At 65.5% G+C, this 20049-nt stretch carries 20 protein-coding genes; 12 read left to right on the forward strand and 8 right to left on the reverse strand.

The features are described 5' to 3' along the window. Window positions 1-95 precede the first annotated feature (95 nt). Window positions 96-2171: an EAL domain-containing protein gene (locus ABE093_RS12625; protein ID WP_430761264.1), complete on the forward strand. Its 2076-nt coding sequence runs from the start codon at window positions 96-98 to the stop codon at window positions 2169-2171. A 314-nt stretch (window positions 2172-2485) separates the two neighbouring features. Here ABE093_RS12625 and htpX read toward each other — a convergent pair whose 3' ends face one another. Further along, on the reverse strand, window positions 2486-3391 hold the full coding sequence (gene htpX, locus ABE093_RS12630; protein WP_430761265.1) for a protease HtpX: 906 nt from the start codon (window positions 3389-3391) through the stop codon (window positions 2486-2488). 60 nt (window positions 3392-3451) lie between these two features. Between htpX and gluQRS the strand changes: the two genes are divergently transcribed. The 4 genes from gluQRS (at window position 3452) to phbB (ABE093_RS12650) (ending at window position 6524) form a co-directional block, all read left to right on the forward strand. Then, on the forward strand, window positions 3452-4321 hold the full coding sequence (gene gluQRS, locus ABE093_RS12635; protein WP_430761266.1) for a tRNA glutamyl-Q(34) synthetase GluQRS: 870 nt from the start codon (window positions 3452-3454) through the stop codon (window positions 4319-4321). A gap of 63 nt (window positions 4322-4384) precedes the next feature. Continuing rightward, a complete protein-coding gene (gene phbB / locus ABE093_RS12640) occupies window positions 4385-5125 on the forward strand; it encodes an acetoacetyl-CoA reductase (protein ID WP_430761267.1) in 741 nt (246 codons plus the stop codon). Between the two features lie 152 nt (window positions 5126-5277). Then, window positions 5278-5784: a polyhydroxyalkanoate synthesis repressor PhaR gene (phaR, locus tag ABE093_RS12645; protein ID WP_430761268.1), complete on the forward strand. Its 507-nt coding sequence runs from the start codon at window positions 5278-5280 to the stop codon at window positions 5782-5784. Further along, window positions 5781-6524, forward strand: a complete 744-nt coding sequence (phbB, locus tag ABE093_RS12650; RefSeq protein WP_430761269.1) for an acetoacetyl-CoA reductase — start codon at window positions 5781-5783, stop codon at window positions 6522-6524. The genes phaR and phbB (ABE093_RS12650) overlap by 4 nt, the downstream gene beginning before the upstream one ends. A gap of 396 nt (window positions 6525-6920) precedes the next feature. On the opposite strand, the gene ABE093_RS12655 is transcribed toward phbB (ABE093_RS12650), so the two are convergent. Next, a complete protein-coding gene (locus tag ABE093_RS12655) occupies window positions 6921-8801 on the reverse strand; it encodes an ATP-binding cassette domain-containing protein (RefSeq protein ID WP_430761270.1) in 1881 nt (626 codons plus the stop codon). Between the two features lie 30 nt (window positions 8802-8831). Next, on the reverse strand, window positions 8832-9515 hold the full coding sequence (locus ABE093_RS12660; RefSeq protein WP_430761271.1) for a hypothetical protein: 684 nt from the start codon (window positions 9513-9515) through the stop codon (window positions 8832-8834). Between the two features lie 138 nt (window positions 9516-9653). Here ABE093_RS12660 and ABE093_RS12665 point away from each other — a divergent pair, with 138 nt between their 5' ends. Continuing rightward, entirely contained in the window at window positions 9654-10217 is a 564-nt protein-coding gene (locus tag ABE093_RS12665) for a peroxiredoxin (protein WP_430761272.1), read from the forward strand. Window positions 10218-10223: 6 nt separating this feature from the next. On the opposite strand, the gene ABE093_RS12670 is transcribed toward ABE093_RS12665, so the two are convergent. Beyond that, window positions 10224-10805: an NnrU family protein gene (locus tag ABE093_RS12670; protein ID WP_430761273.1), complete on the reverse strand. Its 582-nt coding sequence runs from the start codon at window positions 10803-10805 to the stop codon at window positions 10224-10226. A 161-nt stretch (window positions 10806-10966) separates the two neighbouring features. On the opposite strand from ABE093_RS12670, the gene ABE093_RS12675 reads away from it, so the two are divergent. Continuing rightward, window positions 10967-12154 carry a glycosyltransferase family 4 protein gene (locus tag ABE093_RS12675; protein WP_430761274.1) on the forward strand — a complete coding sequence of 396 codons (1188 nt, stop codon included), beginning with the start codon at window positions 10967-10969 and terminating at the stop codon, window positions 12152-12154. Further along, the gene (locus ABE093_RS12680) at window positions 12151-12702 is read left to right on the forward strand and encodes a phosphatase PAP2 family protein (RefSeq protein ID WP_430761275.1); all 552 of its coding nucleotides are present in this window, start codon (window positions 12151-12153) and stop codon (window positions 12700-12702) included. Before ABE093_RS12675 ends, ABE093_RS12680 begins: the two co-directional genes overlap by 4 nt. Here the strand turns inward: ABE093_RS12680 and ABE093_RS12685 are convergent. The 4 genes from ABE093_RS12685 to creB form a co-directional block, all read right to left on the reverse strand. Beyond that, window positions 12586-13482, reverse strand: a complete 897-nt coding sequence (locus ABE093_RS12685; RefSeq protein WP_430761276.1) for a nitrilase-related carbon-nitrogen hydrolase — start codon at window positions 13480-13482, stop codon at window positions 12586-12588. The genes ABE093_RS12680 and ABE093_RS12685 overlap by 117 nt on opposite strands. Further along, window positions 13479-14858, reverse strand: coding sequence for a cell envelope integrity protein CreD (gene creD / locus ABE093_RS12690; protein WP_430761277.1), 1380 nt, complete (start codon window positions 14856-14858; stop codon window positions 13479-13481). The genes ABE093_RS12685 and creD overlap by 4 nt, the downstream gene beginning before the upstream one ends. An 87-nt stretch (window positions 14859-14945) precedes the next feature. Beyond that, entirely contained in the window at window positions 14946-16367 is a 1422-nt protein-coding gene (creC, locus tag ABE093_RS12695; RefSeq protein WP_430761278.1) for a two-component system sensor histidine kinase CreC, read from the reverse strand. After that, window positions 16364-17053, reverse strand: a complete 690-nt coding sequence (gene creB / locus ABE093_RS12700; RefSeq protein WP_430761279.1) for a two-component system response regulator CreB — start codon at window positions 17051-17053, stop codon at window positions 16364-16366. The genes creC and creB overlap by 4 nt, the downstream gene beginning before the upstream one ends. Window positions 17054-17157: 104 nt before the next feature. Here creB and ABE093_RS12705 point away from each other — a divergent pair, with 104 nt between their 5' ends. From ABE093_RS12705 to ABE093_RS12720, 4 genes are all read left to right on the forward strand, one after another. After that, on the forward strand, window positions 17158-18006 hold the full coding sequence (locus ABE093_RS12705) for a 23S rRNA (adenine(2030)-N(6))-methyltransferase RlmJ (RefSeq protein WP_430761280.1): 849 nt from the start codon (window positions 17158-17160) through the stop codon (window positions 18004-18006). 63 nt (window positions 18007-18069) lie between these two features. Beyond that, window positions 18070-18960 (forward strand): DUF808 domain-containing protein, encoded by an 891-nt coding sequence (locus ABE093_RS12710; RefSeq protein WP_430761281.1) that lies wholly within the window; start codon window positions 18070-18072, stop codon window positions 18958-18960. A 73-nt stretch (window positions 18961-19033) separates the two neighbouring features. Further along, window positions 19034-19609: a GNAT family N-acetyltransferase gene (locus ABE093_RS12715; RefSeq protein ID WP_430761282.1), complete on the forward strand. Its 576-nt coding sequence runs from the start codon at window positions 19034-19036 to the stop codon at window positions 19607-19609. Between the two features lie 4 nt (window positions 19610-19613). Beyond that, complete coding sequence (locus ABE093_RS12720; RefSeq protein ID WP_430761283.1) at window positions 19614-20048, forward strand: TfoX/Sxy family protein; 435 nt, start codon at window positions 19614-19616, stop codon at window positions 20046-20048. Window position 20049 lies beyond the last annotated feature (1 nt).

Genomic DNA, 20049 nt, shown 5'->3' on the forward strand with positions numbered 1-20049 from the left:
CAAACCTCGCCGGCATTCCCGGATGACCATTCAGATTCGTCGGGTATAGTTGCCTTCGACTGCGCCACTCCCCCAGGCGCGGTGCAGAGGGCGGGATGCAAAGGAAGAAAGACAACACGATCCGGGTCCTGGTCATCGACGACCGCATGGAGGACGCGGAGTCCATCGTTACCGGATTGCGCAATGACGGCCTGGCCGTGCGCGCCAACCGTCCCACCAGCATCGACGAATACCGCCAAATGCTCGCCGGCCAGCCGGTCGACCTCGTGCTTGCCGCCGCGACCAGCAAGACCGTCGAGGCCGCGCAGGCGCTGACGCTCGCACGCGCGACCGGCAACGACCTGCCGGTGATCCTGATCGCCGATGGCCATGACGACTCCGGGCTCGCCGCCATGCTCGGCCTCGGCGCCGACAACATCGCATTGCGCAATCGCGAAGGCCATGTCCGCCGCGCGGTCCAGCGCGAATACCGCGACCTCAATGCCCGCCGCGACCTCCGCCACCTCGATGCGCGCCTGCACGAAACCGAGCGCCGCTGCGACGCGCTGATCGATTCGTCGCGCGATCCCATCGCCTACATCCACGAAGGCATGCACATCCGCGCCAACCAGGCCTATCTCGAGATGTTCGGCTATGCCGACTTCGACGAGATCGAGGGCATGTCGATCCTCGACATGGTCGCGCCCGAGGACGCCGGCGAGTTCAAGGCCCTGCTCAAGCAGCTGTCGAAGGGTGGCGAGATCCCGCCACTGCACCATCTCACCGCGCAAGGCGCCGACGGCCAGGAATTCCCGGCCACGATGGAATTTTCGCCGGCGACCTACGACGGCGAACCCTGCCTGCAGATCATCTTCCGCCGCAAGGAAGCCACGGTCGATTCGGCGATGATCGAGCAGCTGGAATCCCTGCGCCGCCTGGATGGCGCGACCGGCCTGCTCAATCGCCCGACCTTCCTGCAGTCGCTGGAGGAGGCCATCGCGCGCTCCGCCAGCGCGCACGAGCACCATGGCCTGCTGATGATCCAGCCCGACCACTTCGGCACCTTGTTGCAGAGCGTGGGCATCAACAATTCGGACGCCCTGATGGCGGCGCTGGCAGAACGCCTGCGACCACTATTGGGCGAACAGGTCGAAGCCGCGCGCTTCGGCGAGCAGGTCATCGCGGTGCTGGCGCGCGGCGCCAGCCACGCCGATACCGAGGCGTTGGCAAACAGGATTGTCGCCGCAGTCGCCGGGCGCATCCTCGAGACCGGCGATCATTCGCTGACGGTCACGGTCAGCGTCGGCGCGGTACAGGTGAGCGAACGCAACGCACAGGTTCCGCGGGTGCTGGCGCGCGCGCAGGAATTGCTCGAGACCGCGCAAGGCGTCGGCGGCGGGCGCATGGAGCTCTACGATCCCGGCGCCATCGATCGCGCCGAGCAGGACCGCATCAATGCCTGGATCGAGCGCATCCGCGGCGCGTTGGCGAACGACCAGCTGGTCCTCCACTACCAGCCGATCATCAATCTCCACGGCAACAACGTGCCGTTCTTCGACGTGCTGATGCGCATGGACAACGGCACCGGCGAAGTGGTGATGCCGAGCGCCTTCCTGCCGATCGCCGAGGAACACGGCTTGATCCGCGACCTCGACCGTGGCGTGATCACCAAGGCCGTACGCACCCTTGCCGCGAATGCCAAGCGCGAGATGCGCTTCATGGTGCGCATTTCCCGCGCGTCGATCGAGGACACGTCGCTGCCGGCCTTCATCCAGCAGGTGCTGCAGGAACACGGCGTCCCGGCCAATCGCCTGATCGTGCAGATCAACGAGTCCAAGGTCTCGACCCAGATCAATGAAGCCACCGTCTTCAACCAGCAGCTCGCGGCCTTCGGCGCCGGCTTCTGCGTGGACCAGTTCGGCGTCGGCCTGAATTCGGCGCAATTGATCTCGCACCTGCGGCCGCGTTTCATCAAGCTCGATGGCAGCTTCATGACCGATTACGCGCGTTCACCGGAGCAACAGGCACGGGTCAAGGATCTCGCCGCAGCGGGCAGCGCCGTCGGCGCCACGCCGATCGCCTGCGACGTGAACGATTCCGGCAGCATGACGACGCTGTTCCTGGCAGGCGTCGAATACGTGCAGGGCAACTTCCTGGCGCCTGCCAGCGCGGATCTCAGCTTCGATTTCTGATCACAGCACGCGCTGTCTCAGCGGGAAGCCAGCTCCGGTGCGCGGAACGCCGTGAATACGTCCATGTAGGCTCGTGCGCCGCATCCGTGCGGCGCAACGCCCGCTTACCGGACTGGCCACCCACTGAGCGCGCGTGTTGTTGCTNNCTATGCGGTTCGTCTGTAGCGCCGACCATACGCAGCATGGATGCTGCGTATGAGCCTACATGGATGTATTCACGGCGTGTCGGCGGCTGCAGACAACCGTGATAGGCGGAAAGCCGGGCGATGCTTTTAGTAAACGCCCGCCAAGCCAGCGCGTGCGATGCTGTTGCGTCAAACCACCACGCCCTCGCGCAGCGCCTTCGGATTGAGCTGCGCCTTGCGCAGTGCTTCGATGCGCACCGGCAGCGGCGGATGGCTCAGCAGCAACGCGCCAAGGCCTTGGCGCATGTTGCCGGAGATGCCGAACGCCGCGACCTGCTTGGGCAGGGTCGATTCGCCATGGTTGGCCTGCAGGCGCTCCAGCGCTGCGATCATCTTTTCGCGCGACGCCAGCTCGGCGCCGGCGATGTCGGCACGGAATTCGCGATGGCGCGAGAACCACATCGCGATGATGCTGGCGAACAGGCCGAACACCAGCTGCAGCACGTTGACCGTGATCCAGTAACCGATGCCGCCACCGCCCTCGCGGCGACCGCCGCTCAAATAACCGTCGACGACCTGGCCGACCACGCGCGCCAGCACGATCACGAAGGTATTGAGCACGCCCTGCAGTAGCGCCATCGTCACCATGTCGCCATTGGCGACGTGGCCGATCTCGTGGCCGAGCACGGCCTCGGCCTCGTCGGCGTTCATCGAATTGAGCAGGCCGGACGACACCGCGACCAGGGCGTGATTGCGATTGGCACCGGTGGCGAAGGCGTTGATTTCCGGCGCGTCGTAAATGGCGACATCGGGCATGCCGATGCCCGCCTTCTGGGCGTGGCGCTGCACCGTCTGCACCAGCCAGCGCTCGGTCTCGTTGCGCGGCTGTGCGATGATCTGGGCGCCGGTGCTCCACTTCGCCATCGTCTTCGACATCAACAGCGAAATGATCGAGCCGCCGAAGCCGAAGATCGCCGCCATCACCAGCAGGCCGGAGGTACGCGCCGGATTGATCCCGAACACGGTCATGACGATCCCGAGCAGGATCATCACCGCGAGATTGGTGGCCAGGAACAGGGTGATGCGCTTCAACATGGTCGACGTGACTCCTCGTATTTCCGTCACAGTGTGGGGCGAACGCGTTAAATTCAAGTCATGCAGACACGTCGCGGGCGTTTTGCCCCCTCGCCCACCGGCCCGTTACATCCTGGTTCATTGCTGGCCGCGCTCGGCAGCTGGTTGTTCGCGCGTCGTGGCGGTGGCGAATGGTGGCTGCGCGTCGAGGATGTCGATCGCATCCGCGAAGTGCCGGGCGCCGCCCGGGATCAACTGGAGACGTTGGCCGCGTTCGGCTTCGTCCACGACGGCCCGATCGTGCGACAGAGCGATCGCGACGTCCTCTACGCCGAGGCACTCGATCGCCTGCTCGCCGACGGCCACGCCTTCGAATGCCATTGCAGCCGCAGCGTGCTCGAGGCGCAGGGCGGCATCCATCGCACCTGCATCCCCGGATTGCGGCGACCCGATCCGGCGATCCGCCTGCGCGTGCCCGACGGTTGCATGGCCGAATTCGACGACGTCGTCCACGGGCGCCAGTCGCAGCGCATCGACCGCGATGTCGGCGATTTCGTGCTCAAGCGCGCCGATGGCTGCTGGGCCTACCAACTCGCGGTGGTAGTCGACGACGGCGCGCAAGGCATGACCGAAGTGGTGCGTGGCGCCGATCTCCTCGACTCCACGCCGCGGCAGATATGGCTGCAACGTTTGCTCGGCCTACCGACGCCCGCATACGCGCACCTGCCGCTGCTGGTGGACGCGCACGGCCACAAGCTCTCGAAGTCGTCCTCGGCGCACCCGGTCGATCGCGATGATCCCCTGTCCGCGCTTCGCGAAGCCTGGCTGCAACTGGGGCAAACCGCGTTTGCTGCATCGCCGCAGGCCACATCGCAGGAATGGTTGCATGATGCAGTGGCAAGGTTCGATCCGGCGCGCATCCCGCGCGAGGCGCAACGCATCGTTCCTTGAGGCGGAAATCCGGATGTCGCAATCCGGACACATCATCGTTCCACCCAACATCATGGAGCTGTCATGACTTCACGCGTCGCATTCGTTACCGGTGGCACCGGCGGCATCGGAACCGCAATCGTCAGGGAACTGGCCAGCAAGGGCCACAAGGTCGCCACCAATTACCGCAACGAAGAAAAAGCGAAGGCGTGGCAGGCAGGGCTCAAGAAGGAAGGCGTCGACGTGACCCTGGTCCAGGGCGACGTGACTTCGCCCGAGGATTCCGCGCGCATGATCAAGGAGGTCGAAGACAAGCTCGGCCCGATCGAAATCCTGGTCAACAACGCCGGCATCACCCGCGACGGCACCTTCCATCGCATGAAGGCCGACCAGTGGACCGACGTCATCAACACCAACCTCAATTCGGTGTTCAACGTGACGCGTCCGGTGATCGAGGGCATGCGCGAGCGCAAATGGGGCCGCATCATCCAGATCAGTTCGATCAACGGGCTGAAGGGCCAGTACGGCCAGGCCAACTACGCCGCCGCCAAGGCCGGCATGCACGGTTTCACCATTTCGCTGGCGCGCGAGAACGCCCGCAACGGCGTCACCGTGAACACCATTTCCCCCGGCTACATCGCCACCGACATGGTGATGGCAGTGCCCGAGGAAGTGCGCGCCAAGATCGTCGCCGACATTCCGACCGGTCGCCTGGGGACGCCGGAAGAAATCGCCCACGGCGTGTCCTTCCTTGCCGATGATCGTTCCGGCTGGATCACCGGATCCAACCTCGACATCAATGGCGGACACCACATGGGTTGGTGAGCGCGCTCGCCTGCGGATTGTCTGAACAGCAGTCAGTCCTGTTCAGATTTCCCCCAACAGGCCGGTTTTCCCGGCCTGTTTCGCATTTTGATGACTTGCGGAGCGTGCTGCGCTGCGCCATGCTGGGGAATCGATCAGGGGGTCTCCCAACCATGAGCCAGCCGCGCATCATCAAGAAGTACCCGAACCGTCGCCTCTACGACACCGAGATTTCCAGCTACATCACCATCGAGGACGTGCGCCAGTTGATCCTCGACGGCGAGGAGTTCGAAGTCCGCGATGCCAAGAGCGGCGACGACCTGACGCGGCAGGTGTTGTTGCAGATCATCGCCGAGCACGAGCAGAACGGCGAACCGGTGCTGACCACGCCGATGCTCAGCCAGATGATCCGTCTCTACGGCGATTCGATGCAGGGCTTCATGGGCAACTACCTCGAACGGGCGATGCATCTTTTCACCGAACAGCAAGCACAGTTCCGCCAGCAGCTCGGCGGCATGCTCGGGCCGACGCCGTGGACGATGATGAACCAGATGGCCGAGCGCAACATGGAAATGTGGAAGGAAATGCAGCAGCAGTTCCTGCGCACCGCCGGCGCCTCTTCCGGCACCGGCACGGGCACTGAATCCCCCGCACCCGGCAAGCGGACCGAACGCAAGTGAGTCAACGCAGGATTGCGCTGGTCACCGGCGGCATCGGTGGCCTGGGGAGCGCTGTGTGCCGCGCACTGGCCGCGCAGGGTTGCCATGTGGTCGCCGGCGATCTCGCCAACCGCAGCGAACGCATCGATGCATTCAACGCCGCGATGGCGGGGCTGGATGTGGAATTCGCCGCACTCGACGTCACCGATTTCGATGCCTGCGGCGTGCTGGTGAACGAGATCGTCGCGAAACATGGCCGACTGGACATCCTGGTCAATTGCGCCGGCATCACCCGCGACACCTCGTTGCGCAAGATGGACGCGGCGCAGTGGCAGCAGGTGATGGCAGTCGATCTCGACGGCATCTTCAATACCTGCCGTCATGCGGTGGAACCGATGCTGGCGCAGGGCTACGGCCGCATCGTCAACATCAGTTCGGTCAACGGCCAGACCGGACAATTCGGGCAAACGAATTACGCGGCCGCCAAGGCCGGCATGCACGGTTTCAGCATGTCGCTGGCCCGCGAGGTCGCGCGCAAGGGCGTGACGGTGAACTGCGTGGCACCGGGCTATTGCGCAACCGAAATGGTGATGGCCGTGCCGGAGGAGATCCGCGCCGGAATCGTGGCGCAGGTGCCGGTCGGACGACTTGGTCAGCCCGAGGAAATCGCGCGCGCAGTTGCGTTCCTTGCCGCGGAAGACGCCGGATTCATCACGGGTGCGTTGCTGCCGGTCAACGGCGGCTTGTTCATGAGTTTCTGAATCGAGCACGCGCTGTCTCAGCGGGGGCAGTTCAAGCTTGCGTCGTCCGCACCGGTGTGCCTCTGCTTCCCGCGAACAGCATGTCCATGTGCTGGTCGCGGGCGCGCGGCATCCTGCCGCGCTGTGCGCTCCGGCACACCAGTACGGACGACGCTGCCAGCGTTATCGCCGCGGCCGCGCGTGTTGTGGCTTTACGGAGAGTTGAAAAGCAACAACGCGCGGGCTGTTGCTCTCACTCATGCCCCCTGAAAGCCACCACCGGCAGCGCCTATGCGGTTCGTCTGTAGCGCAGACCGTACGCAGCATGGATGCTGCGTACGAGCCTACATGGATGTATTCACGGCGTGTCGGCGGCTGCAGACAACCGCGATAGGCGCTCAGCCGGGCGATGAGCTTTCACCCCTCCAACTCTTCCCAACGCACATACGCCGCATCGAGTTCGGCCTGCGCCTGCGCCAGCGCCGCGTTGTCGGCGGTGATCGCCGCGCTATCGCGCTGGAAGAACGCCGGATCCGCCATCGCGGCAGTCAACTCGGCGACGCGGGTTTCGAGCGCTTCGATGCGCGCCGGTAACGCTTCCAGTTCGCGGCTGTCCTTGTAGCTGAGCTTCCTCTTAGCCGCGGCAGGTTCGGCCGCAGCAGGCGCTGGCGCGGCTGGCGCCGACGCCACGCGCGCAGCAACGGGCGCCTGTGAAGGCGCGGCGCGCTGGCGCTCCCAATCGCTGTAGCCGCCGACGTATTCGCCGACGCGACCGCCCTCCTCCAGCACCAGCGTCGACGTCACCACATTGTCGAGGAAATCGCGATCGTGGCTGACCAGCAGCAAGGTGCCGGTGTAGTCGGCGAGCAACTCTTCCAGCAACTCCAGCGTCTCGGCATCGAGATCGTTGGTCGGTTCGTCCATCACCAGCAGGTTCGATGGCTGCGCGAACAATTTGGCCAGCAGCAGGCGGTTGCGCTCGCCACCGGACAGCCGCGTGATCGGTGCGCGGGCACGTTCCGGGGTGAACATGAAATCCTGCAGGTACCCGACGACGTGCTTCGAACGTCCGTTGATGGTCACGCTGTCGCGACCTTCGGCGACGTTTTCCAGCGCGTTCCAGTCCTCACGCAGGGTCGCGCGGTACTGGTCGAAATAGGCGATCTGCAATTGCGTGCCCTGGCGCACCTCGCCTTGTTGTGGCGCGAGTTCACCCAGCAGCAGGCGCAGCAGCGTGGTCTTGCCGCTGCCGTTCGGGCCGATCAGGCCGATGCGGTCGCCACGAATGATGGTGGTGGAGAAATCGCGGACGATGACCTTGTCGCCATAGGCGAAGCCGACGTTGTCCGCCTCGATCACCTTGCGGCCCGACGCACCCGTCTGCGCCGCTTCCATCTTCACGGAGCCGGCGAGTTCGCGACGCTGCTCGCGTTCGACCCGCATCGCCTTCAATCGGCGCACGCGGCCTTCGTCACGGGTGCGGCGCGCCTTGATGCCCTGGCGGATCCACGCCTCTTCCTGGGCCAGCATCTTGTCGAAACGCTCGTTTTCCTGCGCCTCCGTGTGCAGGCGTTCCTCGCGACGGCGCAGATAGTTCGCCCAGTCACCCGGCCAGCTGGTGACCTTGCCGCGATCGATTTCGACGATCCGCGTCGCCAACGAACGCAGGAAGCGGCGATCGTGGGTGATGAAGACCAGCGCGCCGTTCCAGCCCTTGAGGAAACCTTCCAGCCAATCGATCGCTTCGATGTCGAGATGGTTGGTGGGCTCGTCGAGCAGCAACACGTCGGGCGACGACACCAGCGCGCGCGCCAGCAACACGCGACGACGCAGGCCGCCGGACAGGCCATCGAAGGCGGCCTCGCCATCGAGCTGCAGGCGTGACAACACTTCGGTGACGCGCTGGTCGAGCGACCAGCCCTTGGCGTCCTCGATCTTCGCCTGGACCTTCGCCAAGGCGTCGGCATCGATCTCGGCGGCGTGGCTGAGATGATGGAATTCGGCCAGCCAGTGACCGAGTTCGCCGAGGCCATCGGCCACCACGTCCCACACGCTGCCGCTCGCGCCCGCCGGCACCTCCTGTTCCATCCGCGCGATGCGCACGCCCGATTCGACCCGCACCTCGCCATCATCGGGCCGGAGGTCGCCGGAAACGAGTTTCAGCAGGGTCGACTTGCCGGCGCCATTGCGACCGATCAGGGCGATGCGCTCACCGCTTTCAATCGAGAACGTGACGTGATCGAGGAGCAAGGGGCCGCCGACACTGAAGTCGACGTCCTGGAGCGTCACCAGCGACATGGGGAATCCGGAACCAGACAGCTGGCGATTTTACATCTCGGGGGTGTTTTTCATCAGCGCATCGATGGCCGCCCGATCCTGTTTCGCGGTCCCGCCCTGCTTCACCTGGCGATCGAAGGCCTTGTGCTGCTGGCGCGCCGCTTCCGGCACGACATCGAGCGAGCGGTGTGATTGCATGAAAGCGCGATCTCCGGGAGCGAGCTGGCAATTGCGGCTGATGGTCTGCAATTCGTCGGCATTGCCGGCCGCGACATTTTCGAGATGGACGACCACTGCCAGCGTGTCGCCAAGGGGATCGAGTTGCCGGCAGACGGCATCGATCATGGCATCGCTGCGATAGACCGCGCCATCCACCATCACGATCAGGTTCTCGCGATCGGCCCATGCCGACGAGCGCACGCCAGGCAACGCGCGCAATGCGGCACGCGCGGATTCCGGATCGATCCTGCGGCCGGGATCGGGGATTTTCATGTCGCGCAGAAGATCGTGCTGCATCGCTTCGGCATGTTGCTTGAGTGCAGCCTGGTCGCCGGAAACGGCTGCCGCTTCGGCCGCAGCGAAGTGCCCGACTTCATCCGCCGCGTCGCCAGACGTTTCAGCAGTCCCCGCGCTCCAGGCCGTGCGCGCAAGCAGCGCGCGGAAGACCAGCACGAAGCCCAGCATGCAGATCGCCACGACGATGACCCACGGCCATGCTCGCGAACGCGGCCTCACTCGTCCCCGGACGTTCTCCGATCCATTCATTTCGACTCCCCCTGTACCAATCGTAACCTGATGCCCGCCACGCCTTCCTGCACAGGCATCGTCACCCGATTTGCCCTATAACGGAGTCCCCTTCCGGAGACTGCCGCCATGCGCCGCCTGCTTCCTGCCCTCCTTCTCGGCATGATCGCCGCCACGCCTGCCCTCGCCGCGCTCAAGTCCGGCGACAAGGCGCCCGATTTCAGCGCACCGGCCTATCTCGCCGCCAAGCCGTTCACCTTCAAGCTTGCCGATGCGCTGAAGAACGGCCCGGTGGTCGTCTACTTCTTCCCGGCCGCGCACACGTCGGGCTGCAATATCGAGGCGCACATGTTTTCCGAGGCGATCGACCAGTTCAAGGCGCAGCATGCCAGCGTGATCGGCGTGACCGCCGGCAACACCGACCAGCTCGCCGATTTCTCCAAGGAAACCGAGCATTGCGGCGGCAAGTTCCCGGTCGCGGCCGACGCCGGCGCCAAGATCGCCGGGCAATACGACGCCCTGCTGACGATGAAGCCGGGCTGGTCGAACCGCACGTCCTATCTGGTCGGCACCGATGGCCGCATCGTCGCGGTGCATTCCGATCTCAGCCCGAAGGCGCATGTGCAGAGCATGCTCGACGCCCTCAAGGCGATGAACACCAAGACCGCGTCGGCCAAAAAGTCGACGAAGTAAATCCGGTCAATGCATCGGCATGTTGATCGGTTTCACACCGATCAGCATGCCGTGCAGGAACATCGCGAACACTGTGGCGAAAGCGATGCCGACGATCACGGTCACGAGCGTCATTCCTGCACTGCTCTTTCCGACCGCTTCGCGCGGACGCTTGCGCATGTCCGAGAAGCCGATAATCGCCCACAGCAGGAAGGCGCCGAACAGCAGCATGCTGTGCAGCCAGCCCGACATCAGCAGGTGGGCGAAGGCCCAGGTCTTGACCCCGAGGATCATCGGATGGCCGAGGCGCGCGCGAATCGCGTTGTTCGGCACGTAGGCGGCGACGATCAGCACGAACGCGATCACGACCAGCAGCATGCCGACATGACGCAGCGCCATCGGCGGTTGCCACACCAGCACGGGATGTTGGCGCATCTGGCCATAGCCCCAGATCATCAGCACGAAGAAGACGATCGCCAGCAGGCTGTAGATGCCCTTCCATGCCTTCTCGCCCATCGCGGCGATGCGCGCCTCGCGCCAGCCGGGCGCGACGATCCGCACCGAATGCAGCCCGAGGAAGCCGAGAAGACCAATCAGGAACCAGAGCATGGTGATGTCCTGCTGCAGGGAATCCAGAAGTTAACAGCAGTTACATCAATGGGCAAGCCCGCTTTCCTCCCTGAACTGCTGTCATCTATGCGTCACCGCGCTGACATCGGCAATTCACTGTTCGGCCGCAGTCTTGCCAGAGCGGACAGTGGGACAGCCATATGCGTTACACCATCGTCACCGAGACGTATCCGCCGGAGATCAACGGCGTCGCCTTGACCGTGCAGGATCTCGAACGCGGATTGCGCGCACGCGGGCACAGCGTGGAGGTGATCCGCCCCCGTCAATCCGACGACGACCAGCAGCAGGCGCATGAATTGCTGGTGCGCGGCTCCGGCATTCCACGCTATCCCGGCATGCGCTTCGGCCACCCGGCGTGGTTCAAGCTGCGCCGGCGCTGGAAGAAGCAGCGCCCGGATGCGCTCTACATCGCCACCGAAGGCCCGCTCGGTTATTCGGCGTTGCGTGCGGCGGCATCGATGGGCATTCCGGTCACCACCGGCTTCCACACGCGTTTCGACGAATACATGCGCGATTACGGCGCACCCTTCCTGCAGCCGGTGGCCATGCGCTGGATGCGCCACGTCCACAACACTTCGCAGGCGACCCTGGTGCCGACCTGCGAGCTCGCCGATTTCCTCAACAGCAACGGCTTCGAAGACGTCGTGCACCTGCCGCGTGCGGTCGACACCGCGCGATTCTCGCCGGCGCAACGTAGCGACGAATTGCGCGCCGAATGGGGACTCAAGCCCGGTGATCTCGCGGTGATCTACCTCGGACGCATCGCCGCCGAAAAGAACCTGCCGCTGGCGATCCGCGCCTTCCATGCCATCCAGGCGCAACGCCCGGATGCGCGTTTCGTCTGGGTCGGCGAAGGCCCGGAACTCGCCGAGATCCAGCGCGCGCATCCCGACTTCATCTATCGCGGCCTGCGCACCGGCAATGATCTCGCAGTGCATTTCGCCAGCGCCGACCTGTTCCTGTTCCCCAGCCATTCCGAAACCTTCGGCAACGTCACCATCGAATCGATGGCCAGCGGCGTGCCGCCGGTCGCGTTCCGTTACGGCGCGGCCAAGGAACACCTGCGCGATGGCGTTGACGGCGCCGCGATCGAGGGCAAGGACGAGGCCGCCTTCATCGACGCGGCGGTCCGCCTCGCCTGCGACGATGCCTTGCGCGGCTCGATGCGCGACAATGGTCGCGAGGCGGTGGCGAAACTGCTGCCGGCCAATGTCGCCCGCGACCTCGACGACATCCTCCATCGCATCATCGCCATCCGCAGCGTGGCGATGCATGCGCAGCCGCAACCGTTCGACAGTGATCCACTCCTTGCCGAGGTGGAACCATGAGCACGCCGCTTTCGCTTGAACACTGGCTACAGCAGGACCGCGGCTGGACGCGCCGTTGCAACGGACTCGGCAGCTGGCGCGGACTGCGCGGCTATTTCGCGGCGGTGAGCCGCCTCGGCGACGGCATCGCCTGGTATGCACTGATGGTGGTGCTGATCCTCACCGAAGGCACCCGTGGTGCCTATGCCGCCGCGCACATGGCGGTCACCGGGCTTGTCTCACTGCTGCTCTACAAGGGCCTGAAGCGCTGGACGCGACGTCCGCGTCCGTTCGCCGCCGACATCCGCGTGCGTGCGTGGATCGCTCCGCTCGACGAGTTCAGCTTCCCCTCGGGCCACACCTTGCACGCAGTGACCTTCACCCTGATCGCGATCGCCTGGTTCCCGGTGCTGGCGTGGATCCTGTTGCCGTTCGCCGCCAGCGTCGCTTTGTCACGCGTGGTGCTCGGCCTGCACTACCCGAGCGACGTGCTGGCGGCTTCGATCATCGGCACCGCACTGGCTTCGCTGTCCTTGTGGGCCGTACCGGGCGCGACGCTGTTCCACTGATCGCCCGTCAACGGCGATGTCGAGATCGGCGATCGTCCAATCCCCGCCATCGCTGGTGGAGACCAATACGCCAGTGCAGGAGAAACCGTCACCCGTCGGCGCAAGCACCGCAGCTTCGGTGTTGAACAGGGCGGATTCCGCAGCCGCCACCGACAACACGACATGGCAACGGTTCTCCAGCGCCCACGCCATGCAGCCGACCCGTATCCGCAGCGCATCGACATGGCGATCGACCCGTGCCGGCACGATCAACACGCGTGCACCGGCCTCGCACTGCGCCCGCACCGGTAGCGGGAACTGGCAGTCGTGACCGAGCGCGATCGCCATCGACACCCCGGCGATGTCGAATACCTTGAGGGCATCGCCAGGTTCGATCACGCCGAGCGCCTTCTCCCCAACCGTCAGGTGCAACTTGTCCTGGAAGACGTGCCTGCCATCCGGCGAGAACACGTCGCAGCGGCTGCCGTAACGGCCAACGTGCGTACGTACCGGGAAACTACCCGCGACGATCGTGACGCCATGTTCGATCGCGATCGCCGAGAACAGCTGCATCCACGCCGGGCGCAATTCCTGCAGTGAAGCGAATGCGGCGGCAGGATCCTGCCGCTCGCGTTCGGGCAACATCGCGACGAGTTCCAGCGCCAACGCTTCCGGCAACACGATCACCTGTGCGCCATTCTCCAGCGGCACCCGCAACAGTGTGCGGATGCGCTGGGCAAAAGCCTCGAAACTGTCCGGTGCCGCGACCGTGCAGGCGACCGCGGCGATGCGAATCTTCACGACACCGCTCCGTCACTCCCTGCCACCGGTTGCGGGCGGCGGACGCGCGACGCCGAGACGGCGTACCAGTCGACCCGGCGCGTCGCCACCATGATCGCGGCCAGCAACAGGAACAGCAGCCCGGAACCGAGGACCAGCGCGTTGTCTTCGGAAATCAGCACGCCATAGAGCACGCCGTACAGCGTCGTCAGCAGGCCGGTGAATCCAAGTCCGCGCCACAGGCCGCGCAACACCGCGACCAGGTAGAAACCGATGAGTCCGATGCAGGCCGCGGCGGCGATCAGATAGGACCAGCCGAAGGTGAAGTGCTCGCTCAGGCTGAGCAGCAACAGGAAGAAGATCGCGATGGCGAGGCCGACCAGTCCGTACTGGATCGGGTGGATCGGCAGGCGCTTGAGGAATTCGAACAGGAAGAATCCGGCGAAGGTGACGGCGACGAACAGCAGGCCGTATTTGATCGCGCGACCGATGCTGGAATAGGCATTGATCGGATCGACCAGGCCGACGCTGATGCGCCCGGGCACGCCCTGCTCCACCGTCGATCCTTCCGGCAGCGCGCCGCGCTGCGAAATCGCCGTATCACCGGGGAAGCTGCCCCGGGTATTGGCCGCGAGCGAACTGACGCGCCAATGCGCGGTGAAGCCCTTGGCGCTCACGTCGCTCTGCGGCGATGCGCCGACGAATTTCGGCGCTGCCCAATCCGAGGACAGGTCGATGCGGTTGTCGCGGCCCAGCGGCAGGAACGAGAAGGTCTGGGTCCCGCGCAGGTTGATCGCCAGTTGCGTCTGCAGCTTGAGCACGCTGCCCGGCGCCGGCGCTGCCAGGCGCACGTTCACGCCGTTGCCGTCACGGAAGCCCGCACCCGGCTGCAGCTTGTACGCCGCACCATTGACGCTGAGGCTCGGCGTTCCCTGCAGGCCGCGCGGATCGCTGAATTCCCAGCTCAGCCACGGCTCGCCGATTTCGCGACGCACCCCGGGTTCGGCGGCGGGAATCGTCGCTTCGAAGCTGGCCGCGACATCGCCATTCCATTGGTACACGGGAACGACATGGATGCCGCGTGCGCGCTTGGCCGTGGGCAACTGCCCGGAAATATGCAGGTCTTCCGGATAGAACACCCAGTGCCCCGGCGTGCGCTCGCTCTTGCCGATCGTCTTGCCGTCTTCGCCAGTGACCGGCGCGTGGATTTCCACGTATGGCACCACCAGCACCGGGCCGGCGAATGTCTGCGCGCCGCCGACGTTCTGGGCGACATCGGCGACGGCCTGCGCGCGATAGGCCTGGCGATCGCCGACGATGTTGCCGATCAAGGCCAGCGGGATGATGATCGCCAGCGTCAACACACCGACGATCACCGCTTTGAAGAACAGATGCATATGGGCCACCTCCCCGGGAATGTGGCTCCAGCCTGCAGGCGCATGGTGGCGGTGGAATGTGGCGTCGGTGAGGCGACGGTGAAGTACTCAGCCGCGCTTGAGCGACAGCGTGGCCTCCGCGCCGGGGTCGCGATTGGCGAGCGTCGCACTGCCGCCATGCAACGCGGCCACCGCCGCGACGAAGGGCAGTCCCAACCCGTGGCTGCGGTTGCGGCCGTCGGGGCGCGCCAGCGAATAGAAGCGCTCGAACGCGCGCGGCAAGGCGTAATCGGGAACGCCGGGGCCGTGGTCGCGGACACGGATCGTGACGGCATCAGGCGTCGCGTCGACCCTGCATTCCACGTGCGATCCGTTCGGGGAAAAATCGACGGCATTGTCGAGCAGATTGACCAGCGCCTGCCGCAGCAGGAAGCCATCCCCGATCACCTGCGCATCCTCCGCATTCCGTTTCTCGATGACGACGCCTGCCTGCCGCGCCTTCGGCTCCAGCGCGGCGATCGCATCATCCAGCACGCCTTGCACCGACAGCGGCTGCGGATGCTCCAGCGCGCGGCGATGTTCGACCGCGGCCAGTGCCAGCAACTCATCGACCATTTCCGCCATGCGTTCGCTCTGGCTGCGGATATGGCCGATGAAGCGGGCCCGATCTTCCTCCGGCATATTCGAATCGAGCAGTTCGGCCGCCCCGCGGATCGCCGCCAGCGGACTCTTGAGCTCGTGCGTCAGGGTGTGGACGTATTCCTCGACGTACTGCTTGCCTTCCAGCTTGCCGCGCATGGTGTCGAGCGCGCGTCCCAGCTCGCCGAATTCCGCGGCAGCACGCGGCACTGGCGCCGGCCGGCCATCGCTCACCGCCTGCGCGTAGCGACGCAGATGCCTGAGCTGTCGCGACAACCACCATGCCATCGCGATGCCGATCAGCAAGGCCGTGCCGAGCAGCGCCAACCCCCAGCGCAGCATCACGTCGCGGCTGCCGCTGATGAACGGCTGCAGCACGCTGTTGGGCTTGCCGACACTGAGCACGCCGATCAGCTTGCCGTCGTGGCGGATCGGTGCCGCCACCCACATCACGCTGGAAGCGTCGTCGGCATCGTTCTCGCGGGTCGAGCGCGCACCGTAATCGCCGCGCAAGGTGCGGGCGACGTCGTTCCAGCGCGAATTGTCGCGTCCGAGATCGCGGCCTTCGGAATCGTAGACGACGATGCCGCGTGCATCGGTGATGGTGACGCGATAGGAAACGCCCTCCTTGCGGTAATTCCAGATCTTCGCCCCGAGTCGCCGCGTCGGCAGCGCGCGGATGCCGCGCGCGAATTCGCCGTCATTGATGTGTCCCGAAGCGAGATCGTCGCCGGCCAGTTCCGCCAGCGTATTGGCGGTATCGGCCAGGGTGTCCTCGGCGGTCTGGCGCGCCGCCGGCTTCACCTGTTCGAGGAACACGCGGCCAAGCAGCAGCGCTGCGATCGCCACGATCACGAAATACCCGAGCAGGACGCGCCAACCGATCTTCATCCGCGCCCCGTATCCAGCGAATAACCGAGGCCACGATGCGTACGTATGGGATCGGCATCGGGCGCGATCGCCGCCAGCTTCGCGCGCACCGTCTTGACGTGGGTATCGACCGTGCGATCGCCGCTCTCCAGCGCATCCGTCCATACCCGGTCCATCAGCGTTGCACGGCTCGACACCGCGCCCGGCCGTGCCAGCAATGCCGCCAGCAATCCGTATTCGTAGCGGGTGAGATCGAGCCAGACACCGCGATAGGAAATCCGCAGGCCTGCGGCGTCGTGGACGAAATCACCGGTGTTCCCGTTCGCCGCCGCGTCTTCCGGCATTGGCCGCACGCGGCGCAGCACCGCCTTGACCCGCGTCGCCACCTCCCGCGGGGAAAACGGCTTGCACACGTAATCGTCGCCGCCGATCTCCAACCCGACGATGCGATCGACCTCCTCGTTGCGCGCGGTCAGGAAAATCACCGGAACCTGGCTGGTGCGGCGCAATTCCCGGCAGACGCTGAAACCGTCCATGTCCGGCAGGCCGACATCCAGCAGCACCAGGTCGATGCCGCCCGCCGTGATCGCATCCAGTGCAGCGCGTCCGAGCGCGACATGGCACGCGTCCAGCCCTTCGCGCCCCAGCGCGTAGAGCAGCGTGTCGGCGATGGCCGCCTCGTCTTCCACCAGCAGGATCTTCGGCATGACGCCATGCTAGCGAAGCCGCGGCCCCGTTTTGTGTGGCGAATGCGAAGTCGCCGTCGCGATCTGCCGCATACTCTCCTGCCCGCCATCGCTCCGAGCCGCGCTTGAACTACCGCCACGCCTTCCATGCCGGCAACCACGCCGACGTGCTCAAGCACGTGACGCTGCTCGCGCTGTGCGATGCCCTGGTCGCGAAACCCGCCCCCTGTTTTGCCCTCGACACCCACGCCGGTGTCGGCCTCTATCGCCTGCAAGGCGAACAGGCCCGCCGTACCGGCGAATCCGACGAAGGCATCGCGCGCCTGCAACGCCGCGACGATCCACTGGTCGATCGCTACCTGGCCGCCGTGCGCGCCTGCCGGGAAACCCACGGTAACGACGCCTACCCCGGCTCGCCTTGGCTGCTTGCGAACGCCCTGCGCGAACAGGACCGCATCGCCTGCTGCGAACTGCATCCCGAGGACGCCACTGCCCTCGCCGAAAATTTCCGCGGTGATCCGCGCGTCGCCGTCCATGCCCGCGATGGCTACTCCGCGATCAAGGCCCTGCTGCCGCCGCGCATCGGCGAGCAACGCTTCGCCCGCGGTCTGGTCCTGATCGATCCGCCCTTTGAAGCGCAACTCGACGAATTCGACATCGCCCTCGCCGCGCTGCGCAGCGGCCTCGATCGCTGGCCGCAGGGCATGTTTGCGTTGTGGTATCCGATCAAGCAGGCGCGCGTGCTCCATCCGTTCTACCGTTCCGCCGGCCTGTTGCAGGCACGCTCGGCATTGCGGATCGAACTGTGCGTGCGCCCCGACGACTCGCCGTTGCGGATGAACGGCAGCGGCATGCTGGTGCTCAACGCGCCGTGGCAGTTCGACGACAAGATCGCACCTGCGTTGAAGGTCTTGGAACGCCGGCTCGGCGACGGTGGCTGGACGCGGCTCGACTGGTTGCGCGCGCCGCAGTAAAACGCCGACAGCCGCCGCCGTGCGAAGATGCGCGGTCGTTCCTCTTCTCCCCTGATTTCCGACATGCCTTCCAGTTTCTTCGCCCTCTTCGACGATATCGCCAGCCTGCTCGACGACGTCGCCGCAATGACCAAGACCGCCAGCGCCAAGACCGCGGGCGTGCTCGGCGACGACCTGGCGCTCAACGCGCAACAGGTCGCCGGCGTGCGCGCAGAACGCGAATTGCCGGTGGTGTGGGCGGTGGCCAAGGGTTCGCTGCTGAACAAGGCGATCCTGGTCCCGGCTGCACTGGCGATCAGCGCCTTCCTGCCGTGGGCGGTGACCCCACTGCTGATGCTGGGCGGTCTTTACCTGTGCTTCGAGGGCGCGGAGAAGATCCTCCACCCGCTGCTCCACCGTCGCGAAGCCGAACAGCACGAAGCCGAGATCGAGCAAGCAGTGGAAGATCCGGCGATCGACCTCGTCGCCTTCGAACGCGACAAGATCAAGGGCGCGATCCGCACCGACTTCGTGCTGTCCGCCGAAATCATCGTGATCGCGCTGGGCACGGTCGCCGACCAGCCATTCGTGAAGCAACTGCTGGTCCTGATCATCATCGCGCTGGCCATGACCGTCGGCGTTTATGGCGTGGTCGCGGCCATCGTCAAGCTCGACGACCTCGGCCTGCACCTGACCCGCAAGCGCGCGACCGCGGCGATCGGCCGTGGCCTGCTGTGGCTGGCGCCGCTGCTGATGCGGGTGCTGTCGGTGGTCGGAACCCTGGCGATGTTCATGGTCGGCGGCGGCATCCTCGCCCATGGCCTGCCCATGCTGCACCACACCATCGAGCCGCTCGCCCAGCTACCGCTGGGTGGCGTGGCCGTCACCTTGGCCAACGCCCTGGCCGGCCTGCTGGCTGGCGCTGTCGTGGTTGGCGTGATCCAGGTCGTGGGCTTCCTGCGCCGCAAACGCTGAACCGTTAATATTAATGAACAGAACGTAATCCCACTCAACATGCCATTCATGGAATGCGTGGCAGGATGAATCCATGGCTATCCGCAACCAGCTCCCCCCGTGGCATGAACGCATGCGGCTCGCCAATGGCCGCGAGATCCTGATTCGCCCGATTCGCCCCGAGGATGCCGCGCCGCTGCGCGCCTCCTTCCAGTTGCTGGGCCCGGAAGAAGTGCGGATGCGCTACCACCACGCGATGTCCGAGCTGTCGGAGGCCGAAACCGCCGCCTTCACCCAGCCCGACCCGCGCACCGATTTCGTGCTGGTCGCCGCCGAACCCTACGCCCCCGGCGAAGCGCTGGTCGGCGCCGTCGCCCGCGCCCACACCGTGCCGGGCACCAAGGACGCCGAATTCGCCATCCTCGTCAGCCGCTACGTGCATGGCATGGGCCTCGGCCGCCACTTGCTGCAGCGCCTGGCGCGCTGGGCCAAGGGGCGCGGACTGGAACGGCTGACCGGCGACGTGCTGCAGGAAAACGAACCGATGCTGCACCTGGCCGATTCGCTGGGTTTCCAGGTCGACGGCGAACGCAGCAACGAGACGCTGGTGCGCGTCGTGCTCGACCTTTCCGAAACCGAAGGCGATTCGACCGAGGTCGAGGCCGCCTGAAGCGATGGCGACCGACCGGATCTTCGTCGATTACGTGATGGAGCAAGCCGGACTCGGCAGTCGCCTGACGATGCGGCGGATGTTCGGCGAATACGCGTTCTACGTGGATGAGAAAGTCGTTGCCTTCGGTTGCGACAACAGCCTGTTCCTGAAACCGACCGCCGCCGCGGCGCGGCTGGTGCCGCATGCGCCGATGCGCCCGCCGTATCCGGAAGCGAAGGATTATCCGGTGATCGACGAGTTGCTGGACGATGGCGACGCGTTGCGCATCGTGTTGCTGGCGACCGCCGACGAGTTGCCGGCGCCGAAGGCGAAGAAGAAGGCAGCGCCCGCAAAGAAAGTCGCGGCGAAGAAAACGGCGCAAGCGAAAAAGGCGGCTGCGAAGAAGGTCGTTGCAAAGAAGACCGTGGCCAAGAAGGCGCCTGCTAAAAAGCGCTAGT

The organism is Solilutibacter silvestris (assembly GCF_050574925.1).
Taxonomy (GTDB): Bacteria; Pseudomonadota; Gammaproteobacteria; order Xanthomonadales; family Xanthomonadaceae; genus Solilutibacter; species Solilutibacter silvestris_A.

Coding starts and splice junctions, on each gene's coding strand:
- ABE093_RS12625 (WP_430761264.1), top strand. CDS start 96: ATGCAAAGGAAGAAAGACAACACGATCCGGGTCCTGGTCATCGACGAC.
- htpX (WP_430761265.1), bottom strand. CDS start 3,391: ATGTTGAAGCGCATCACCCTGTTCCTGGCCACCAATCTCGCGGTGATG.
- gluQRS (WP_430761266.1), top strand. CDS start 3,452: ATGCAGACACGTCGCGGGCGTTTTGCCCCCTCGCCCACCGGCCCGTTA.
- phbB (WP_430761267.1), top strand. CDS start 4,385: ATGACTTCACGCGTCGCATTCGTTACCGGTGGCACCGGCGGCATCGGA.
- phaR (WP_430761268.1), top strand. CDS start 5,278: ATGAGCCAGCCGCGCATCATCAAGAAGTACCCGAACCGTCGCCTCTAC.
- ABE093_RS12655 (WP_430761270.1), bottom strand. CDS start 8,801: ATGTCGCTGGTGACGCTCCAGGACGTCGACTTCAGTGTCGGCGGCCCC.
- ABE093_RS12665 (WP_430761272.1), top strand. CDS start 9,654: ATGCGCCGCCTGCTTCCTGCCCTCCTTCTCGGCATGATCGCCGCCACG.
- ABE093_RS12670 (WP_430761273.1), bottom strand. CDS start 10,805: ATGCTCTGGTTCCTGATTGGTCTTCTCGGCTTCCTCGGGCTGCATTCG.
- ABE093_RS12675 (WP_430761274.1), top strand. CDS start 10,967: ATGCGTTACACCATCGTCACCGAGACGTATCCGCCGGAGATCAACGGC.
- ABE093_RS12680 (WP_430761275.1), top strand. CDS start 12,151: ATGAGCACGCCGCTTTCGCTTGAACACTGGCTACAGCAGGACCGCGGC.
- creD (WP_430761277.1), bottom strand. CDS start 14,858: ATGCATCTGTTCTTCAAAGCGGTGATCGTCGGTGTGTTGACGCTGGCG.
- creC (WP_430761278.1), bottom strand. CDS start 16,367: ATGAAGATCGGTTGGCGCGTCCTGCTCGGGTATTTCGTGATCGTGGCG.
- creB (WP_430761279.1), bottom strand. CDS start 17,053: ATGCCGAAGATCCTGCTGGTGGAAGACGAGGCGGCCATCGCCGACACG.
- ABE093_RS12710 (WP_430761281.1), top strand. CDS start 18,070: ATGCCTTCCAGTTTCTTCGCCCTCTTCGACGATATCGCCAGCCTGCTC.
- ABE093_RS12715 (WP_430761282.1), top strand. CDS start 19,034: ATGGCTATCCGCAACCAGCTCCCCCCGTGGCATGAACGCATGCGGCTC.
- ABE093_RS12720 (WP_430761283.1), top strand. CDS start 19,614: ATGGCGACCGACCGGATCTTCGTCGATTACGTGATGGAGCAAGCCGGA.